The sequence below is a fragment of the Mucilaginibacter ginsenosidivorax genome, from assembly GCF_007971525.1.
GTDB lineage: Bacteria > Bacteroidota > Bacteroidia > Sphingobacteriales > Sphingobacteriaceae > Mucilaginibacter > Mucilaginibacter ginsenosidivorax.
This window is the reverse complement of record NZ_CP042437.1, coordinates 1,706,804-1,726,190: the sequence shown is the minus strand read 5'-3', so window position 1 is coordinate 1,726,190 and position 19,387 is coordinate 1,706,804. Positions and strand designations below refer to the sequence as shown.

General features: G+C 43.3%; 18 protein-coding genes. 10 read left to right on the top strand and 8 right to left on the bottom strand.

Annotation, left to right across the window (positions count from 1 at the left end; genetic code table 11):
• Window positions 1–32 precede the first annotated feature (32 nt).
• Window positions 33–1,292 (bottom strand): prephenate dehydrogenase, encoded by a 1,260-nt coding sequence (locus FSB76_RS07250; protein WP_147052948.1) that lies wholly within the window; start codon window positions 1,290–1,292, stop codon window positions 33–35.
• Between the two features lie 127 nt (window positions 1,293–1,419).
• Between FSB76_RS07250 and FSB76_RS07245 the strand changes: the two genes are divergently transcribed.
• Window positions 1,420–2,172 (top strand): hypothetical protein, encoded by a 753-nt coding sequence (locus tag FSB76_RS07245; protein WP_147052947.1) that lies wholly within the window; start codon window positions 1,420–1,422, stop codon window positions 2,170–2,172.
• A gap of 167 nt (window positions 2,173–2,339) precedes the next feature.
• The gene (locus tag FSB76_RS07240; RefSeq protein ID WP_147052946.1) at window positions 2,340–2,963 is read left to right on the top strand and encodes an NUDIX hydrolase; all 624 of its coding nucleotides are present in this window, start codon (window positions 2,340–2,342) and stop codon (window positions 2,961–2,963) included.
• A 99-nt stretch (window positions 2,964–3,062) separates the two neighbouring features.
• On the opposite strand, the gene FSB76_RS07235 is transcribed toward FSB76_RS07240, so the two are convergent.
• Window positions 3,063–3,764 carry a carboxypeptidase-like regulatory domain-containing protein gene (locus FSB76_RS07235; RefSeq protein WP_147052945.1) on the bottom strand — a complete coding sequence of 234 codons (702 nt, stop codon included), beginning with the start codon at window positions 3,762–3,764 and terminating at the stop codon, window positions 3,063–3,065.
• Window positions 3,765–3,923: 159 nt separating this feature from the next.
• Here FSB76_RS07235 and FSB76_RS07230 point away from each other — a divergent pair, with 159 nt between their 5' ends.
• Window positions 3,924–4,202 (top strand): type II toxin-antitoxin system RelE/ParE family toxin, encoded by a 279-nt coding sequence (locus FSB76_RS07230; protein ID WP_147052944.1) that lies wholly within the window; start codon window positions 3,924–3,926, stop codon window positions 4,200–4,202.
• Between the two features lie 14 nt (window positions 4,203–4,216).
• On the top strand, window positions 4,217–4,528 hold the full coding sequence (locus FSB76_RS07225) for a HigA family addiction module antitoxin (RefSeq protein WP_147052943.1): 312 nt from the start codon (window positions 4,217–4,219) through the stop codon (window positions 4,526–4,528).
• A 90-nt stretch (window positions 4,529–4,618) separates the two neighbouring features.
• Here FSB76_RS07225 and FSB76_RS07220 read toward each other — a convergent pair whose 3' ends face one another.
• The 3 genes from FSB76_RS07220 to FSB76_RS07210 all read right to left on the bottom strand — a co-directional run bounded on the left by FSB76_RS07220 (window position 4,619) and on the right by FSB76_RS07210 (window position 7,260).
• Window positions 4,619–5,602 carry a LiaI-LiaF-like domain-containing protein gene (locus tag FSB76_RS07220; RefSeq protein ID WP_147052942.1) on the bottom strand — a complete coding sequence of 328 codons (984 nt, stop codon included), beginning with the start codon at window positions 5,600–5,602 and terminating at the stop codon, window positions 4,619–4,621.
• Window positions 5,603–5,604: 2 nt separating this feature from the next.
• Window positions 5,605–6,198, bottom strand: coding sequence for a PspC domain-containing protein (locus tag FSB76_RS07215; protein ID WP_147052941.1), 594 nt, complete (start codon window positions 6,196–6,198; stop codon window positions 5,605–5,607).
• Window positions 6,199–6,555: 357 nt separating this feature from the next.
• Window positions 6,556–7,260 carry an SDR family oxidoreductase gene (locus tag FSB76_RS07210; protein ID WP_147052940.1) on the bottom strand — a complete coding sequence of 235 codons (705 nt, stop codon included), beginning with the start codon at window positions 7,258–7,260 and terminating at the stop codon, window positions 6,556–6,558.
• Window positions 7,261–7,473: 213 nt separating this feature from the next.
• Between FSB76_RS07210 and FSB76_RS07205 the strand changes: the two genes are divergently transcribed.
• From FSB76_RS07205 to FSB76_RS07185, 5 genes are all read left to right on the top strand, one after another.
• A complete protein-coding gene (locus FSB76_RS07205; protein ID WP_147052939.1) occupies window positions 7,474–8,205 on the top strand; it encodes an MlaE family ABC transporter permease in 732 nt (243 codons plus the stop codon).
• Window positions 8,202–8,954 (top strand): ABC transporter ATP-binding protein, encoded by a 753-nt coding sequence (locus tag FSB76_RS07200; RefSeq protein WP_147052938.1) that lies wholly within the window; start codon window positions 8,202–8,204, stop codon window positions 8,952–8,954. Before FSB76_RS07205 ends, FSB76_RS07200 begins: the two co-directional genes overlap by 4 nt.
• Before the next feature lie 118 nt (window positions 8,955–9,072).
• On the top strand, window positions 9,073–9,963 hold the full coding sequence (locus FSB76_RS07195; protein WP_147052937.1) for a class I SAM-dependent methyltransferase: 891 nt from the start codon (window positions 9,073–9,075) through the stop codon (window positions 9,961–9,963).
• 123 nt (window positions 9,964–10,086) lie between these two features.
• On the top strand, window positions 10,087–11,154 hold the full coding sequence (locus FSB76_RS07190; protein ID WP_147052936.1) for a hypothetical protein: 1,068 nt from the start codon (window positions 10,087–10,089) through the stop codon (window positions 11,152–11,154).
• Window positions 11,155–11,309: 155 nt separating this feature from the next.
• Entirely contained in the window at window positions 11,310–12,272 is a 963-nt protein-coding gene (locus FSB76_RS07185; RefSeq protein WP_147052935.1) for a Gfo/Idh/MocA family protein, read from the top strand.
• Window positions 12,273–12,563: 291 nt separating this feature from the next.
• On the opposite strand, the gene FSB76_RS07180 is transcribed toward FSB76_RS07185, so the two are convergent.
• Window positions 12,564–13,412 (bottom strand): metallophosphoesterase family protein, encoded by an 849-nt coding sequence (locus tag FSB76_RS07180; RefSeq protein ID WP_147052934.1) that lies wholly within the window; start codon window positions 13,410–13,412, stop codon window positions 12,564–12,566.
• 72 nt (window positions 13,413–13,484) lie between these two features.
• Window positions 13,485–14,726, bottom strand: a complete 1,242-nt coding sequence (locus FSB76_RS07175; protein ID WP_147052933.1) for an alkaline phosphatase family protein — start codon at window positions 14,724–14,726, stop codon at window positions 13,485–13,487.
• Between the two features lie 125 nt (window positions 14,727–14,851).
• Between FSB76_RS07175 and FSB76_RS07170 the strand changes: the two genes are divergently transcribed.
• The gene (locus FSB76_RS07170; RefSeq protein ID WP_147052932.1) at window positions 14,852–16,525 is read left to right on the top strand and encodes an ArnT family glycosyltransferase; all 1,674 of its coding nucleotides are present in this window, start codon (window positions 14,852–14,854) and stop codon (window positions 16,523–16,525) included.
• 353 nt (window positions 16,526–16,878) lie between these two features.
• On the opposite strand, the gene FSB76_RS07165 is transcribed toward FSB76_RS07170, so the two are convergent.
• Entirely contained in the window at window positions 16,879–19,347 is a 2,469-nt protein-coding gene (locus FSB76_RS07165) for a M1 family metallopeptidase (protein WP_147052931.1), read from the bottom strand.
• Between the last annotated feature and the right edge of the window lie 40 nt (window positions 19,348–19,387).

Sequence of the window (19,387 nt, the reverse complement as noted above, 5' to 3'; positions counted from 1 at the left end):
TTATTAGTTAAATGATGCCTCCCGAAACCAAACTACTCCATCATCAGCCTTCTGATCAGTTCTGCGCTTTGGGCTTTGCCTTCTTCAAGCCTGTGGCTAAAAAAGGATTGTACTTCGTTGAAGTGCTTTTTGTAGCCCTCCATATCGCCGTAACCAATTATGGCCGACCATTCCCTTACTGCCGAATGGAACTCCAGATCATCGCCCCGGATGGTTTTATCGTACAGGGCGGTTTCGATGGATTCTTCTAATAGTTCTTCGTTTTTAAAGAGGTATTCGGCAATGCCAAGCCTCAGCCGGAAGGGTGGAGTTTGGCAAATGAGGTTATCATAAGGGTTTACACCCAGGTGGTACCAGGCATCAACCATGCTCAGGATACTCAGGTGCGAGTTGGGTTTCTGATGATCGGCATGTTGCGACAGCGAAAACTCTTTCATCACGGTATCGCTCAGCATAATAGGTTTGCGGCTTTCATGAAAAACAAAATCGCGGGCTTTGTACAGGCGCTCCCTGAAGGTTTGCGCCTCTTCTTTGATCATCAGCTTAAATAATTCCGACTCCGACTCAGAATAGCGTTTTACCTGCTGGCGCGCGTAGGGGTTTAAAATGGCCAGCCCTGCGTATACGTGTGCTTTATAGCTGAAAATGCGCAGCGTGGTCAGGATCTTTACATTATCGATACCGCCCAGGTATGATGCGTTTTCCCAGGGAAAAAAGCCGGCGGCTTTCCAGGCAGTGCCCATGCTTTCAAAACCTACGTGGGTAACGGCCTGGGTATCGGCTACAATTTTATCATGCTCGTGGTAATCGGCAATCTCTACAATATCGCTGCCAATGGCTGTAAACAAATCATACATGCGCTGGTAAGCATCTGCTTTGGCGCGGTGCGGAATCAGGATAAGGGTTTGCCCTTTTGGTTCAAAGCCCGGCCCGTGCATGGCATGAAAGGTAATGATTTGCACATCGGCGGGCAGGTATTTTTCAAATATGGCTATTTCGGGGTGCTTAACAGATGTTTGGCCGGCAACAATGGCGCCGTACTTGGTAAGCGGACCGCACTCGGCCACTACCTGCTCCAGTTTGTCGGCCTCAACCGAGTAAATAACCAGGTCGTTTGTGCGGGATACGTCGCGTGCGCTATCCATTATGGTGATGCCAAAGGGGCTAAGTTCGTTTTCAAGCTTCTCGCGGTTTTCGGGTAAATCGCAGCCGCAAACGGTGTAACCTGCTTTTGCAAAAGCTTTTGCATACAAACGCCCCATGTCGCCCAACCCAATGATACCTATATTCATGCCGCTAATATAACTATGAGTAGCAAAATTCCGTACGAAACCTTACATTAGCGATCAGAAACATGGAGGATAATAAAATAAAAACCATTAAAATCCTGTTTTGTTAATAACAGGTACCTAATTTTACATGATGAACAAGCATTTTATATTCCGTATCTCTGTTTTAATGGTCGTTATTTTAGGCTTTACCGGTGTGGGCTTTGCGCAGGATACCGTTAAAAAAGCTGCTGCTAAACCACCTGCCGCCAAAACCGCTGTTGTAAAACCTGTGGTGAAATATGGTGTGGCCGCACCTGCAGGTACTGCTAAGCCGGCCATCACCCCCCCGAAATATAATTATCAACCCCGCCCTACAGCTGCCGATTCGGCGTTGGCCAAAGACAAAAGCCTGAACGGACAATACCAATATTTGTTAAGTAAACTATACCATTACCAGCAGCCCCTGGTATCGGCTTTATGGAAAAACCTGCAGGATACTTTAAAAACGGAGCGCCGCAATCTTAAAGAAGCACAGGCAAAATTGGCGGCACAAACACAGGATATTACTGGTCTTAAAAGCGATGTCGCCACCAAAAGCCAAACACTTTCTGAATCAAACGCCAAACGCGATGAGATAAACCTGGTCGGCATAAGTTTTACCAAAGCCACCTACAATTTAATGATGTGGGGCCTGGTAATTGTTTTTGGCCTGGCAGCTGCAATTGTGATAGCCCGATCGGGCGCGCATAGCCGCGAAGCCAAATATCGCATAAAACTGTACAATGAGCTTGACGAGGAATACAAAACCTACAAAGCCAAAGCCAACGAAAAAGAAAAAAAACTGGCCCGCGAGCTGCAAACCGAGCGTAATAAGCTGGATGAGTTGTTAGGTAGGGGGTAGGCCTTTAGATGTGCAGATTTCAAATTTCAGATGTGCAGATGTCATCTCATTGTTATAGCGAACTTGCTTTGGAATTCCCGTACTAAACACTCATTAAGTGGGCTACCTGTCATATGAGGTGCTGAAATAAATTCAGCAAGACCTTTCTTCTCTTATAATTTCCTTTGATGAACAATACCGAACTTTTAACCCTTATAACCCGCTTGAGATCGGTGGCCGATGTGGGCTTGTTGTATGCCAAAAACGAGTATGATATTGAACGTTATGCTGAGTTGCAGCATATTGCAATTGAAATGCTGGATAACGTAACCGGTTGGGGCATAGATGATATTAAGCTTAACTTCCCGATGCCGCATGATTACCCTACAGCTAAGGTTGATGTACGTGGGATGTTATTAAATGCCGAAGGTAACATATTGCTGGCTAAGGAAAGCGCCGATGGCAAGTGGAGCCTGCCGGGTGGCTGGGCCGATGTGGGTTACAGCGCCAAAGAAGTGATTGTTAAAGAATTTGAAGAAGAAACCGGGCTGGAGGTAGTTGCCGATAGATTATTGGCCGTATTTGACAAAAAAATGCATCCTCACCCGCCGCAGCCCTTTTACGTTTACAAAATGGTGTTTCACTGCAAAGCAGTGTCAACTGCTGTCAACAAAGGGTTTGACATGTTGGATGTTGAATATTTTGACATCAATAACCTGCCCGAGCTTTCGGAAGATAGGATATTGAAAAGTCAGATAGAATTGCTGTATCAAAAGATTATCAGCGGAGATTTGGCGGCGGAGGTTGATTGATGGCCAGCCCCCTCTAAATCTCCCCCGGTAGGGGAGACTTCTAATTTAATTTATTCTTCTTAAAGTCCTCCCTACCGGGGAGGATTTAGGAGGGGCTGCCTACTGCAAACTGCCCGGTGCCGGTGCCAGTTGAGGTAAAGCTTTTTTATTGGCAGGCAAGGCCTGGTATTTCTTATAGGCATCGTTAATATATGCCGTCATACTTGGGGCATTGTTGTTTTTGAGGAAAGCATAGCTTGGGCGATATAACGACATGAAGTTTTCCAGTTCGGTACCCCGTAATGGTATCACACTTTTTACATAATCTACATTAAATGCTTCGTCAATTTGCCGCTCTTCCTCGGCGTGCTGAAAATATCTTTTTAAACGCCGCGCATCCTTGCCCTCTTTACTGAACCAGGTTGATGGTGACATTACATATACCTTGCTTTTGGTGTAAACCTCGGGGTACTCTTTACGAGGATCGAATGCTTCCTTTGTAGCGCTTACGTTTACCTGCCTTAATGATATAGTTTGCGATATCATATCCACCCGTTTTGGCCTCATGTCGGTAATGTACAAAGTGTCTGATACATAACCCGGTGCATTGAATATCAGTGTATGGCCCGTTGCCGTACGAATGCTGAAATTGCCATTGTTATCGGTAATAGTGATCTGTTTATTGGTAACATCTTTTACAAAAACATTAGCCAGTTTTTCGTTTTTGCTTTTTTCATAAACCGATCCTTTTAACACATCCTGGGCTTGCACATGTGCAGTTATAAATAGGCCAATTATCAATATTAGGTAGTTCGGTTTCATGGTAGTTGAATTATGCCGTAAAATAAACTTATTTTTTGAGCATATGGTTTTCAATTTAACATATTTAAATACGGCGGTGGTTTAATGACAGAGGGGTGAGAGATAAATATTTAATATTAAAAGATTTGACACCTGAAACGTTTCTCGTTACATTTGTAAATGATTATCAGCATTCGGCATAAAGGCTTGCGGCTATTTTTTGAAAAAGGGGATGCTTCAAAGTTAAATGCTCAACACGTAAGTAAGATCAGATTAATCCTTACCCGTTTAAACGCTGCAAAAACTATAGCTGATATGAATGTTCCGGGCTATGGACTACATCAGCTAAGCGGCGAATTGAAAGGCTTTTGGGCTGTAAAAGTTGATAAAAATTATCGGATTATATTTCAGTTTATTGCTGAAGACACTTTTGAAGTGGATTATTTAGATTATCATTAACAAGGAGGAAAAAAATGCAAATGTTTGACCCAGCCCACCCAGGCGAATTAATACGTGAAACCCTTGAAGGGATAAGGGAAGAAACCGGAAAAAAATTAACAGTTGAGGAGGTGGCCACCGGCCTGGGAACAACCCGTAAAACATTGTCGGCTATAATTAATGGCAAACAGAGCATTAGCTCAGATATGGCATTGCGCCTGAGCGCGGCTTTTAATACAACACCGGAGTTTTGGCTGCACGCACAGGAAAATTATGATCTGGCCCAGGCCCGCAAAAAATTCGACATAAAAAAGGTTACTGTTTTTTGGCATCCGCAGGTCGCTTAAAAATTTCTATCCTACAAAAAAACCGCCTCATTTTCATGAAGCGGTTAATAGAATATATATTAGTTCTGTCCCGGTTATGGTTGGGCAGGTTTAATAACGGTTCACTTTAAAATCAGATATGCCTCCATTCATGTGAATGTATATCTTGTTTTTGGCAGCGTCAAACCCGGGGGTTTCGTAGCTGTTGTCGTTCTTTTTGGTAAAGCCCTCAAATTCATTTGACGACAAACCTGTATTGGCATTTATACTGCAAGCGGCATCTTTAGGCACATTTATAATAACTTCCGATACACCGGTGGATACCTCTACGTTGGTACTTGCCAACGGTGCGCCAAGCTTTACTTCAAACGAGGCTGCACCACCTTTTAAAGTTACACTTTTTATTTTAAATTTACTTAAGTCGAAATCTAATTTTGTTGCGCCTGTTTCAACATAGATGTCCCAGATAGGATTAGGGTTTAGTTTGATATTGGCCAGATTTGATTTGTTACTGTCAGAGTCAAAATGCCAACCTTTGTTGCCTTTCATTTTAAAGTTTAATACATATACAGAATCTTCCTTGTTGGCATTAAATTCATATTTGCCGTAAAATTCTTTTGTTTCTGCTTTAAATAGTTGACTGGTAGTATCGTTTAAAGTATAGGTAGTAGCACCACCATTGATATTTAAACGGGCAAATTTAGCGTCGGGGGTATAATCCTTATTAAAAACACTGCTGCCTTCAATTTTTGTCACGCCCTGATCGGTGTTGGTGCTGTCGCTATCATTGTTGTTGTCGTTATCATGGTCGTCATCAAAGTTGATAAAAGTATTGGGCCAAAAATGATAGCGGTTACCAAAGTTGCCAAATAACAGGAGTGAAAACCCACCAATTATTACGGCCAGCTTTACCACTGTTGCCAAAGGCGACCGGTTACCCGCAAATACCAGGTTTACGCCACCTATAATTAAAAATATAGGCCACAGGTAAAGTATATTCATCCATTGAAAATGGAAAATATGGAAGTTATGGAGCAGGAATATGGCTCCTATGCATACCAGGATTGTTCCGGGAATAAGTCTGTCGGTTTTCATGGTTATATAGTTGGAGGGGTGTTGTTAAAATTATCGTCTTTTTTCTCTTCTGTATCCAGCGGTTGTTCGGTTGCATTCACTTCGGGTTCAGCTGTGGTATTTTGCCAGCCTTCTTTTTCCCATGGCTGCCTTTTTTGTCCGGATGCGATCATCGCCAGGCCACCAACTACAAGGATTGCGGGCCATAGCCTTGCCACATGCCAGAAACGAAAGATGCCCAATTCATGAAACAGGAACACTGCGCCGAAAAATATAAGGATGCATCCAAAAATGATACCGGCAGGCGTTGATGTTTTTTTAGGGAACACCGGCTCAAAAGGAGCACCAGGGCTTGCAGGCCTATTGGCGTCAAAAGGAGCGAAAGGCTGTTGCGGCGGAACACGATAATCAACATTGGGGTTAAAATAGCCTACGCCTTTGTTTGGTATAACTATCCACAATACGATATAGGCCATAAAGCCGGTGCCCATAAATATAAAGGTGAGTACAAATAATGCGCGTATAATAGCAACATCCATATCAAAGTACTCGGCCAGGCCGGCGCAAACGCCGCCTATTTTCTTCCGGTATTCATCCCGGTAAAGTTTCTTTTCCATAATTTTATTTAAATATCGTTCAGTTGTGATTGTTTGATGATATAAAGGTATATATGGTGGCTCAAAACGCCTATATATTATAGGTTAGCAGGGGCAACAAGTCGGTGAACTGCCGTGTTTCAGCGGTGAAAAAGTTGTCATTGATCATTTCGCTACGCTGTCATTGGTCATTATCGCTGCGCTTGTCATTGGTGGTTTTATTAAAAAAAATAAAACAGTTGTCACACAATCAGACTTGCCCTTAATGACTAATGACTAATGACTAATGACTAATGACTAATGACTAATGACTAATGACTAATGACTAATGACCAATGACCAATGACCAATGACCAATGACCAATGACCAATGACCACCTACAACTGGCCCGGCGCGGGTTTAATGATTATCTCGTCTACATTGGCTCCGGGGCTCATCCTGTAAATATTGATGATTGCCGATGCTATATCTTCGGGCAAAACCATGGTATTTTTATCAACAACAGCGTCCTTCCATGAATCAGTTAAGGTCGACCCCGGAATTATTGCTGTCACTTTTATACCATGCTCCTGCGTTTCAAGCCTCATTATTTTTGTTAAGCCCAACAGCGCGTATTTGGTTATGCTATAGCTGCCAGCCTGTACGACCGGGTTTAATGCTGCTACCGAGCATATGTTAAAAAAGTGGCCTTTACGGGCTGATATCATAGTTTTGCCAAAAAAACGATAGAGCTCGTAAGTTGGCATCAGGTTAGTTTTTAGCTGTTTATCAAATGTGTCATCTGCATCGTCCAATATGCTCGATGGGACAAAAGTACCCAGGTTGTTTACCACTACATCAATAAAACCAAGTTCCTGCTGCGCGGCTGAGGCAAAAGCCAGTAGCTGGGCTTTGTCGCTGCCATCTGCAACCTGTGCAAAAACCTTAATGCCGGGATTTGATCGGTTAAGTAAATCTGCGAATTCAAATAATTCTTTTTCATTTCGTGAACAAATTGCCACGTTTAATCCTTCATTAGCGAAGGCCACGGCAATGGCGCGGCCCATGCCTTTTGTTGAACCGGTGATGAGGGCGTTTTTCATGATAATGTGCTATATTTTTTTAGTTAAATGTTCGTTATTGCAGCGTCGGGCGTGGCGCGCAGATTTTATTTGCTGTTTTTAAAGCTTTACGGCACTAAATTACGTAAGCTGTATTAATAGCTTGCAAAAAGCGTCTATTTTAGTTAATTAAACGTTAGCGGCTGGGATGCTAAATTTAAAAATGTAATTTTATCCAATTTTTAACATATACCTATGATTCAAAGTTTAGGCAGATATATACTTTTATTACGTTTAAGTTTTCGAAAACCCGAAAAATTTTCGGTGTACTGGGCCGAAGTAATGCGCGAAATGGTATCGGCCGGTATCGGGTCATTAGGTATTATCATGATCATCTCGGTTTTTATCGGCGCAGCTGTAACTATTCAAACCGCTTTCCAGCTCATCAGCCCATTAATTCCAAAATCAGTTGTAGGGGGCATTACCCGCGACAGTATGGTTCTGGAGTTTAGCCCAACTATATCGTCGCTCGTACTGGCTGGTCGTATTGGCTCAAGCATGGCATCGCAAATAGGCACCATGCGCGTTACCGAACAGATAGATGCTTTGGAGATAATGGGTGTAAATGCGCCAGGATACCTGATATCGCCTAAGGTAATAGCGGGTGTTACCATGTTCCCGTTACTGGTAATCGTATCTATATTACTTGGTTTTATAGGTGGCTACGTAGCTTGCTTTACATCAAGCGAAGTTACAACCGATGATTTCCTGATTGGCTTACCCGATGGCTTTAACCCGGTAATTATTACCGTATGTATGGTTAAAGCAGTTGTGTTTGGCTTTATTATTACTACTATATGCAGTTACCAGGGCTTTTACACATCGGGCGGTGCACTTGAGGTAGGCCAGGCTGCAACACGCGGGGTTGTATTTAGCTGCGTAATGATACTTATGTTCGATTTAATTATCTCCCGCCTTTTCCTATGATAGAAATACAAAACATCTATAAAAAATTCGGAGAAAACGAAGTACTTAAAGGCATCAGCTCCACTTTTGAACCCGGCATTAATAACCTTATCATAGGCGGATCGGGATCGGGGAAAACAACATTATTGAAATGTATAGTTGGCCTGCACGAACCCACAGAAGGCGACGTGCTTTTTAACGGCGAAAACTTTACCGATATGGGTTTTGAGCAGCGCGTACCTATCCGTACCCACATAGGTATGCTTTTTCAAAACTCGGCTTTGTTTGATAGTATGACAGTAGAGGAGAATATCATGTTCCCGCTTAACCTGTTCACCAACCAAACGCGCGCCGAGAAGCGCGACCGTGCTAACTTTTGCCTGGAGCGTGTTAATCTTGCCGGAAAAAACAAACTTTACCCATCAGAACTATCGGGCGGTATGAAAAAGCGTGTTGGTATTGCCCGCGCCATTTCCATGCAACCCAAGTACCTTTTTGTTGATGAGCCAAACTCGGGCCTCGACCCCGTAACATCTATCCTGATAGATGACCTGATAAGCGAACTTACCGTAGAGTATAACATGACCACTGTTGTAGTAACACATGATATGAACTCCGTTATGGGTATAGGCGACCATATTGTTTTCCTGCACCAGGGCAAAAAATGGTGGGAGGGAAGCAACAAAGAAATTGCCCATACCGACAACAAAGAACTTAACGACTTTGTATTTGCCAGCCGGTTTATGAGGGCAGCGAAAGCGAAGTTATAGTTTTGTAAGGTTGTACGTTTGACGTTATACGTTTTAAGTTGGGTTTTATACGCTTTATTATTTTAATTTTGCGGCAAAACGTATCACGTACAACGTAACACGTATAACTTTAAAAAGAATGATTCAACTACTTACCCCAACGCACTGGAAAGATTACGAGCTGATTGATTGCGGCGATTTTGAAAAGCTGGAGCGTTTTGGGAATATTATATTGATACGCCCTGAGCCGCAGGCGGTTTGGAGCAAAGGCTTGCCGGCTTCTGAATGGCAGCGCTTACACCATATAAAATTTAAAGGCCGGTCGGCTACGGCCGGCGACTGGATAAAAAAAGACCAGAAAACACCCGACCGCTGGCACATTGAATACAAGAACAATGATGCTGCCATCAAATTCCGCCTGGGTTTAACTTCGTTTAAACACCTGGGTATTTTTCCCGAGCAGGCTGTTAACTGGGATTACATAACGCAAAACATTAAGCGTTTTAAAACCCCTCAGCCCAAAGTACTTAACCTGTTTGCTTATACGGGCGGAGCATCGCTTATTGCGCAGGCAGCTGGTGCCGATACCACACACGTAGATTCTATTAAACAGGTAGTTACCTGGGCCAATGAAAACCAGGAGATCTCGGGCTTGAGCAATATTCGTTGGGTTGTTGAGGATGCACTTAAATTTGTAAAACGCGAGTTGAAACGCGGCAAAAAATATAACGGTATTATCCTTGACCCGCCTGCATACGGCAATGGCCCTAACGGCGAAAAATGGAAGCTGGAAGATAATATTAACGAGATGATGGCCGATGTGATGCAGTTACTTGACCCCGAAGAACATTTCCTGATCCTGAATACTTATTCGCTTGGCTTTTCATCTGTAATTATCGAAAACCTGATAAAAAGTGCTTTCCCTAAAGTTCAAAACCTTGAAATTGGCGAGCTTTACCTGCAGGCTACGGCTGGGGCAAAACTACCGCTTGGCGTTTTTGGAAAGTTTCATAAACTTAAAGGTAATTAATTATCAATATTTATATTTGCCGCAAACTAAAGCGGCTTTTATTGCTTTATAAGTAGCTGAAAATTAGTTTGAATTTACAATACATCTTACATACACCTGCCATTTACCGAACTTCGAAGACACATGAAATTAAAAAACGTCCTACTATCTGCCACCCTGCTCTTATCGTCTATTATACTATTACCCGGCTGTTCGCAAAACGACAAAACCGGAAAAACGGATAGTAAGAAAACTGCTGCTAAAACCGATTCGGCCAAAGCTGAGGCTGCCGATACGCTCAGCATAAAAAAATCAGATTATCCGCCGATTGATAAAAAACTGTACGATTCGCTGATGAAATTTAACGCCCATGGTGATACTACAGGCAGATGGCCGGTTAAAAACACGCCATACCCTATAGGTGGCGCTATTTTGCCATTTAAACGTGTAGTGGCTTTTTACGGCAACTTATACAGCAAGAAGATGGGTATTTTGGGCGAGTTGCCACCAAATGAAATGCTTGCCAAGTTAAAAGGCGAAGTAAAGCATTGGGAAAAGGCTGATCCGAAAACTCCGGTGCAACCAGCTTTACACTATATTGCGGTAGTAGCACAAGGCGATGGCGGTAAAGATGGCAAATTCCGCTACCGGATGCCGTTTAAACAAATTGACAGTGTGTTGGTATTGGCAAAAAAAGCGCATGCAATTGTGTTTTTAGATGTGCAGGTTGCTTTGAGCAATATACAGGCCGAACTGCCTTTATTAGATAAGTACCTGGCAATGCCACAGGTGCATTTTGGTATGGACCCTGAGTTTTCGATGAAAGACGGCAGCAAGCCAGGTCGTAAAATTGGGACTTATGATGCAGCGGATATCAACTTCGTATCAGACCACCTGGCAAAAATTGTGAAGAAGAACGGCCTGCCGGCTAAAATTTTAATAGTTCACCGCTTTACCAAAAAAATGGTGACCAATTACAAAAATATCAAGTTACATCCCGAAATACAGTTAGTAATGGATATGGACGGCTGGGGCGAACCTGATTTGAAAACCGGTACGTACCGTTATTTTATTAACCAGGAGCCGGTGCAGTTTACAGGCTTTAAATTGTTTTACAAAAACGATATCAAAAAAGCGCCTCACCATATGTTAACACCAGAAGAGGTTTTATCAAGATACAAACCGTATCCTATTTACATTCAATACCAATAGGTTGTATGTTCGGCGTTTTACGTTGTACGTGCCATAGCTAAATATGTAGTAGTGACACAGTAAGCATACAAAACCCGTAAACCCATCAGTTTACGGGTTTTGTATTATATATATTTGCCTTTAATAACATACAACTTATAACCTATAAAATTATTATGATCAAATGGGGAATCATAGGCTGCGGGCGGATAGCCCAAAGGTTTATGCAGGGCTTTGCGGCGGTTGATGGTGTTGAGTTGGTGGCATCTTACTCGAGGCGTGGAGTTACGGTTGATGATTTTGTTAGTAAGTATGGCGGTATGGCTTGCTACAGCATTGACGATTTGCTGGCAAGCGATATTGATGCCGTTTATATTGCAACCTTGCCGGATAGCCACGCGGCATACAGCATTGCTGCCCTTAAGGCCGGAAAGCATGTGCTTTGCGAGAAACCAGCCACTGTAAACTTAGCCGAACTTGATGAGGTTTTAGAAGTGGTTAAGGCAACAGGCTTATTATTTATGGAGGGAATGAAACCGCCTTTCTATCCTTTATATACCAAACTGAAAGAATACCTGGCAACAGATCCCATTGGGCCTGCCGGTTACGTACGTGCCGGGTCGGCTGTTGCCGATTGCCCGCCCGATCATCCAAATTATAGCCTTGAACTTGTTGGCGGCAGCTTAATGGGCATTGGTATTTATGAAGCTTTTTTGGCGATAGACTGGCTTGGCGATTTGCAGGAAGTACAAACCATGGGGCGATTTGGGCAGACGGGCATTGATATGTTTGCCATATTCCAGACGATGCACAAAGGAGGATATGCGCAACTGTATGCGGGTTTCGATTTGCATGGTAAAGGCGATGCGCTGATAGCTGGTCCGCTTGGGCACGTTACCATCCACAAAAACTGGTGGAACCCTGCAAGGGCAACTATTGACTATTTGGATGGCCGTTCGGTTGAAATCGATGAACCTTTTACCGCCGGAGGTTTAAACTATGAACTGGAACACTTTTGTAATTTGATAAGGAGCGGGCTAACAGAAAGCCCGATAGTGCCGCATCAGATGTCGCGCCAGATGATTGATATGATAGATAGGGCACGGGCGCAGGTGGGGTTGAAATACCCTGGGGAATAGAGTCAAGAGTTAAGAATCAATAATTAATACTTGACCAACTGCCAGCTGTCGCGGGGTTTTAACCCGTGACCAGCCTGGATTCAGCTTTCAGCTGAATTGCGAAGCCACAGGCTTTGGCCAGGTTTACCCACGAGTTACGCTGCGCTAACCTCGCGGGAGATAAGGGAATGCCCCAACTGTCGCGGGGTTTTAACCCGTGACCAAAATAGTTTCAGCTTTCAGCTGAACCGCGAAGCCATTGGCTTTGGCCAGGTTTGCGCACGAGTTACGCTGCGCTAACCTCGCGGGAGATTAAAACTTATTTGAATTCAATACCGGGTTTTGGCTGGCATTTACCTGGTAGGTGTAAATAGCATTTTGCTCATCTATTTCTACTATCCGGTATCCCTTATAGTTGGTACCCCAGTTGCCGCCAATATGGGAGTCAAAAAAATGCGGGAATTTGTTGCCTGTGTAGCGCACACCATCCAGCAAATGGTCGTGCCCATGAAAGGCGGCTTTTACGTTGGGATATCGATGAAGTAGATCAATAGTTTCGGGGCAATCCACAAATACATCGTTTTTATTCCAGTTTATCGGCGGGATGTGCAGCACCACTAATACAATTTTTTTATCAGCAAACTTATCAAGGGCAGCTTTTATAAATACATTGTCGGGGCAAATGTAGGTACCCTTGGTATCGGCAGTATTGGCCAGTACAAAGCCAATGTCGCCAAACTCAACGGTGTACTTATCCTCATAACCAAAATTGTTTTTCCAAACCGAGGCATCGGCAAAGTCATGGTTGCCCGGTATGGTATGATAGGGCACACTCAGTTTATCAAAATATCGCGATTTAATTTCGGGCAGCAGGTCGGGACAGTTATGTACCAGGTCGCCGTTTATAATCACCATATCCAGGTGATTTTTATCGTGATCCTGGTTAAGCCATTTAACCATATTGCCAGTGTTGGCGGCAAAATCGGTACCGGGCTGGCCGTAGTGAATGTCGGATACGAGTGCAAAGCGAAGCTTAAACTTGCTTTTAGGCTCACGCAGATAGCCGTTGCCTGTATTGGCGAATGAGTTAACAGCCGGTAATAAAGTTAAAGCCGCCATGCCGGCAAGGCTCGTACCTATGAAGTTTCTGCGCGTGCTCATTTAATGAATGTTGAACTTGAGAATTTAAAAACGCTTATACTATATCTTTCGGGGTTTCATCCTCCGTTTAAACTATTTAACAACCACCCAACGATTCACCATATTCAATTCGCCTTCAATAACAAGCTTGTAAAAGTTTGAAGGCATATTTTTTACATCGATTAAAGCATGTTCGGCAGTAACCGGTACTTCGGCTAATAGTTTATAGTCATCGGGTTTGCCTTCCTTATAGTTATTGGCAGCGGCCACCCATATTTTTACTTTGCCGGCAGTGCTCATGGCTTTCCAACTTATGTCAAGCGCGCCCTGCACCAGGTTGGCTTCGGGCTGGACCACGGACACCGCGCCGATGAGCGAAATGCCATCTATCTCGCGCAATTGTGATTCAGGAACTTTTACATTTAAGAAGCTATTGATGGATGGGGTAATATCTACAATTCCGGGTGTATAATACTTAGCGTAATTGTTTAAAGGCTTGTAGCTGGTTACTATCCAGGTGCTGCGTTGCCTGGTGCTTTGGCCGCCATGGCCTTTACCTGTTTGCTCATCGCGACCATGATCTGTAGTTACAAATATCACCCAATCCTCTTTAAAGTTTTTTTGGCGATATTGAATAGCTTGCCAGATACGGCCAACCTGGGCATCCATTTTTTCTATTGCATCATAATATTGCGGGCTATCCCCGTAGCGGTGACCCATATCGTCGGTGTATTCCAGGTAAACCCATGACAAATCTGGCGCTTTATCTTTAATACAGGCTGCTGCTGATGACGCTACCTGCTCGTCTATCAGGTGCATGTAATTACCTGCTTTATCATGCGGGAATTTTAAGGTATCCAATTCGTAACCATCATAAGCATAATCCGGGTGGATGCTGCCGGCTTCGGGCAGGTTATCGCCAATTAGTTTAGTACGATTATCGGTCCAGCTTGAAAATATGGCGGTTTTTTTATTGGGATATGCGTTCTTAAACATCCGGAAAATGTTCCAGTAGTTGTAATTAGGCGCTTTAATATCGTTCCCCCAAACGTTGTGCTTATTAACCCATGTAGCGGTAAGCAAACTGTTGTAGCCGTTGGCAGATATAGTAGGTGTTTGCGAGTAGCCGCCTTTTTCGCCACCAACATGCGCCCGCAAATAGGTACCCTGCGAGGCTATCAGTTTAAGATTAGGTGTATTTAGTTTCTCGATAACATCGGCCGGGATGCCATCGGCAATAATAAATACAGCTTTTTTAACACGCGTTTGGGCGTTTAAAGTAATGGTTGCCAGGCAAAGCAGGCTAAAGAATAATAATGGAGTACGCTTTTGCATTATAATGTATTAATGTGCTAAGCTAAGATGATGAAAAAACCGCTGAGTTAATAAATTGTTATGTTTTGGCTTAACAGGTATGTATACAAAGCCCGATTGGCATTTTTTTTATCTTTACAACACAAATGAACCCAGATACCGCAACAACCCAAACAAAGTGGATTTACCTTTTTATAGGGGTGGCTGTTGTTATCAATTTCACCGGCCTGTTTACTACAATCATGGGGCCCGACCCAAGCCTTTATGCAACCATCGCCAAAAACATGGTGCTGCGTAATAATTACACCGACCTGTATGCCTGGGGTACCGATTGGTTAGATAAACCGCATTTTCCATTTTGGGTAATTGCCTTGTTTTTTAAATGCTTTGGCTTTAAAACATGGGCGTATAAACTGCCGGCTATATTGTTTATGATGATGGGTGTGGTTTATACCTACTGTTTGGCAAAAGCATTATACAATAAACAGATAGCGTTATGGGCTGTGCTGATATTACTTACCGCCCAGCATATCATCCTATCCAATACCGATGTACGGGCCGAAGCTTATTTAACAGGGCTCATTATTGCTTCTGTATATCATTTTTATAAGGCCCAAAACGGCAATAACATCTGGCACCTGGTGCTGGCCTGTGTGTTTACAGCCTGCGCGGTAATGACAAAAGGAATGTTTGCCCTAATTACCATTGGTGGCGCTATTGCCGGTCACTTGCTTATTACCCGGCAATGGAAACAGCTGTTTCATTGGCGATGGCTATTGGCTATGGTGCTGATACTTATTTTTATTTTGCCCGAAATTTGGTGCCTTTACCAACAGTTTGATGTTCACCCTGAAAAGGTTGTATTTGGCCATACTGGTGGGTCGGGTGTCAAATTCTTTTTTTGGGATAGCCAGTTTGGCCGGTTTTTTAACACCGGGCCCATTAAAGGCAGCGGCGATCCGTCGTTTTTTATTCATACCACCCTTTGGGCTTTTTTGCCCTGGTCGCTTTTGTTGTTTGTAGCTGTATTCCAGTTCATCAAAAAGGGGGCGAAAAACGCGAAAGCACACGAGTGGTATTGTATCTGCGGGGCTTTACTTACATTTTTACTATTTTCGGCATCTCAGTTCCAATTGCCGCATTACCTGAATATCGTATTCCCTTTTTTTGCCATCATAACCGCCCAATATCTTTATGGCCTCGCATCGCCTAAAAACATTAAGGCTGTACAAATCACCCAAACGGTGGTTATAACAATCATGCTAATTATTATAGCCACTTTAGGCTACTTTTTTAGGCCATCAGCGTTTAACTGGTTAACCGGGGCCATTATTTTGGTATTTGTGCTGTTGCTGTTTTTGTTGCCAGGCCGTATTTCCACAGGCATGCAGCAAGCCATTTTTAAAACAGCGCTGGCATCATTTATTGTAAACCTGTTTTTAAACCTGTGCTTTTACCCGGCCTTGCTGCTTTACCAGGGAGGCAGCGAGGCGGCTATCTACATCAACAGTAATAAACCAGATAATCTCCCCGTATATGTAGCTGCCGGCCAGTTTCACGACGATTTTAACTTTTACCTGAATAAATCATTTAAAGAAACCACTCCGGATGGCATGGCTAACCTCCCCAATCAGGTAATACTGTATGCCGATGCGGGCTTGTTGAAGGAGTATGTTAACAAAGGGTTTAACGTAAAGCCGTTAAAAATCTTTAAAAGTTATGCAATTACCCACCTGGCTCCGGCCTTTTTAAATAAGGCAACCCGCGATAAGGAATTATACGATATGGAGGTAGCCATTGTTCAATCGCCAAAAAAATAAAACAGGTGTAACGTTTAGGGGATAATAAGTTCATCACTCGTTGTGATTACTGGCTGTAAAAAAAGGGCAGCACTCCAATACACCGGTAACAACCTCAGCCAGTGGCCCCACTGCCGTTTTGTCCTGCATTTTAAATTAGACCACTCCTTTATTTTTTATTTTTACTATCCGCGATATGAAAACCGAACTGGCATTGTTCACCGGAGTTTAAAATGACCCTACAAAATAGTGTAGTGTTAAGTCATAAGTACTCAGTCTTAAGTGCTAAGTCAAAAAGAAGAAGTTCGACTTTTGACTCAAGGCTTATAGTACTTACTATTAACCTTAAAAGTAGAAAAACACAGTATAACCAATTACTTTGCCTTATTAACCCCGGCAATGGCATCATCAATTGCGCTTGCCGAGGATGTATCGTTTAAACCGGCTCTTTGTGTTTTTAACCTGGTTAATACGGCTATAATTTGAGGACCAATGTACTTTTTAAATTGAACACCCAGTTTTTTTATCTCGGCAATTCCCTGCAGTGCATGTTCCTGACTTTTTATCCTGCCTATATAGGTGGCAAATTTGTCGGTAAGCTTATATCGTGATTCTTGAAACCGGCTCATATAAAACGAGAATATGTAGTCCCATTTATCGTCGCCTGCATTCCCTGTATAAACTGTAAACAGGGCGTTGGTTAAATCTCCTTTATTGTCTTTTTCATAAAGCGGCGCCAATGCCAAAGCTTCAGTAGGGTTTATTTGGTTTATCGCCCACAATGCGGCACCCTGTACTGCGTACGACTGGCTTTTTAACGCTTGCTTTAACAGTTCAAGGTCGGTTGTTTTTTTATATTTCCCTAAAAGTACAATGGCCTGGGCTTGTGCTAACGGGTTGTCGTCTTTTTGGGCAATGTCAACAATCGATGGGTACGCCGCAGTGCGGATGGTGTCGTTATCCATGTTTAAAGCACGCAGGGCTTTAAGGCGTAAACCAAAGTATTTGTCTTTTAAAGCACCGAGTAATATCTTTTGGCCCAACAGTGTTTTTTGTGACGATGTTGCTGCTTCAATAGCTTCGTAACGATCAAGATATAAAGGAGCCTGGGCATATTGAAATGCATACTCTTCCAACGTTTTATGATCGGTTTTTTTGGCAAGCAGCAGCTTGTCGCCATCAACGTTTACCAGGTCGGGTTTTGAGGGTAGGGTGAAAGTTAAGGTATCGGCCTTACTGCGCATCCAAACCGGGTGACGTTCTTTTTTGCCGGCTACGTAAATATCTACTGCAAATGGCAGGGTGAAAACTTGCCCGCTTTGGGTTTGTTGCAGGTATATGGTTTGCTTTTTACTGCTTTCATCCCAACTATAGCTAATGTTTAGTTCGGGGTGCCCAGCGCCGTAATACCATTGGTTAAAAAACCAGTTCAAATCAAGGCCGCTGGCCTCCTCCATAGCCAGCCGAAGTTGTTGGGCTTCGGCATTTTTAAAGGCGTTTGTTGTCAGGTAAATATTTAGTCCCTTATAAAAAGCCTCGTTGCCTAAGTAATGGCGCAGCATATTCAGTATACGGCCACCTTTTTGGTAGGTAACACCATCAAATACATCCTGGCTATCGTTATAATAAAAACGAACAAGGCTTTTTGTTGCATTTTGCGTGCTGCCCAGGTAGCCCTGTAAGCCCTCCTGGATATGTTCGTCGGCGGCATCCTGGTCGTAGCGGTATTCGGCCCAAAGTATTTCGCCCAGGTCGGCAAATGACTCATTGAGAGTGAGGTTGCTCCAGCTTTCGGTAGTTACATAATCGCCAAACCATTGGTGAAACAGTTCGTGGATGCTGCCAAAATCGTTATGAATCCTGTCAACCAGTTCGCGTTTGGTTGCCTGGGCGCCTTCGCCGGTCATCATAGCCGTTGTGTTTTCCATAGCTCCGCTTACATAATCACGAACAGTAATTTGCGCGTACTTATTCCACGGATAATCCACCCCGGTAATTTTCGAAAAAAAGCTCATGGCATCCGGCGTAAAACCAAATATATCTTTTGCGTAAGACGCGTACTTAGGCTCAACATAGTAGCTTACTTCTTTACCACGCCAGCTATCTTTATAAATCGCGAAATCGCCCACGGCCATCATAAACAGGTAAGGCGCATTTGGCAGTTCCATTTTCCAGGTATCGGTGCGGGTTTTGTCGGCGTTGACTTTTTGTGATGCCAGCCTGCCATTTGATAAAGTGACATATTTGGCCGGAACGGTCATGATAATCTCGGCAGTAGTTTTTTGATTGGGTTTATCAATGGTAGGGAACCAGGCCGAAGAACTTTCCGGCTCACCTTCCGTCCAGATCTGGGTTGGCTTATTTTTTTCTGTGCCGTCGGGGTTAATAAAATACAGACCTTTTCCGTGCTTGCGCGAGGTTTTTAGTTCGTTTGGTTTGGCTGTATAATCAATATATAGGGTGTAGCTTTCGTTGCTATGATAAACCTTATCTAATTTAATGGCAACGGTAAGGCTGTCGTAACTAAACTTAAGCGGATAGTTTTTTCCGTTTTTTACAACGGAGATATCTTTCAGGTCCATGCCTTTGGCATCCAGTCTTAATGTATCGGTTGGGTAAAAGTGAGGTTTTAGCGTAAGCCACTCTTTACCGTACAGGTAGCGTTTTTTATAATCAAAACTTACTGCCAGTTTGGTATGCACCAGGTTATTAATCTTAGCCGGCGTTTCCTGGTAGGTAGTTGCAATTGGGTTTGCAGGCTTTTCCTGGGCAAATACCTGGTTAAGAGCGCCAATGGTGGCTAATCCGGCGCAAAACAGCAAGGTGATAAAAAGCTTTTTCATATTCATTCGATTTGGTACGAACAAATATATGATATTGTAT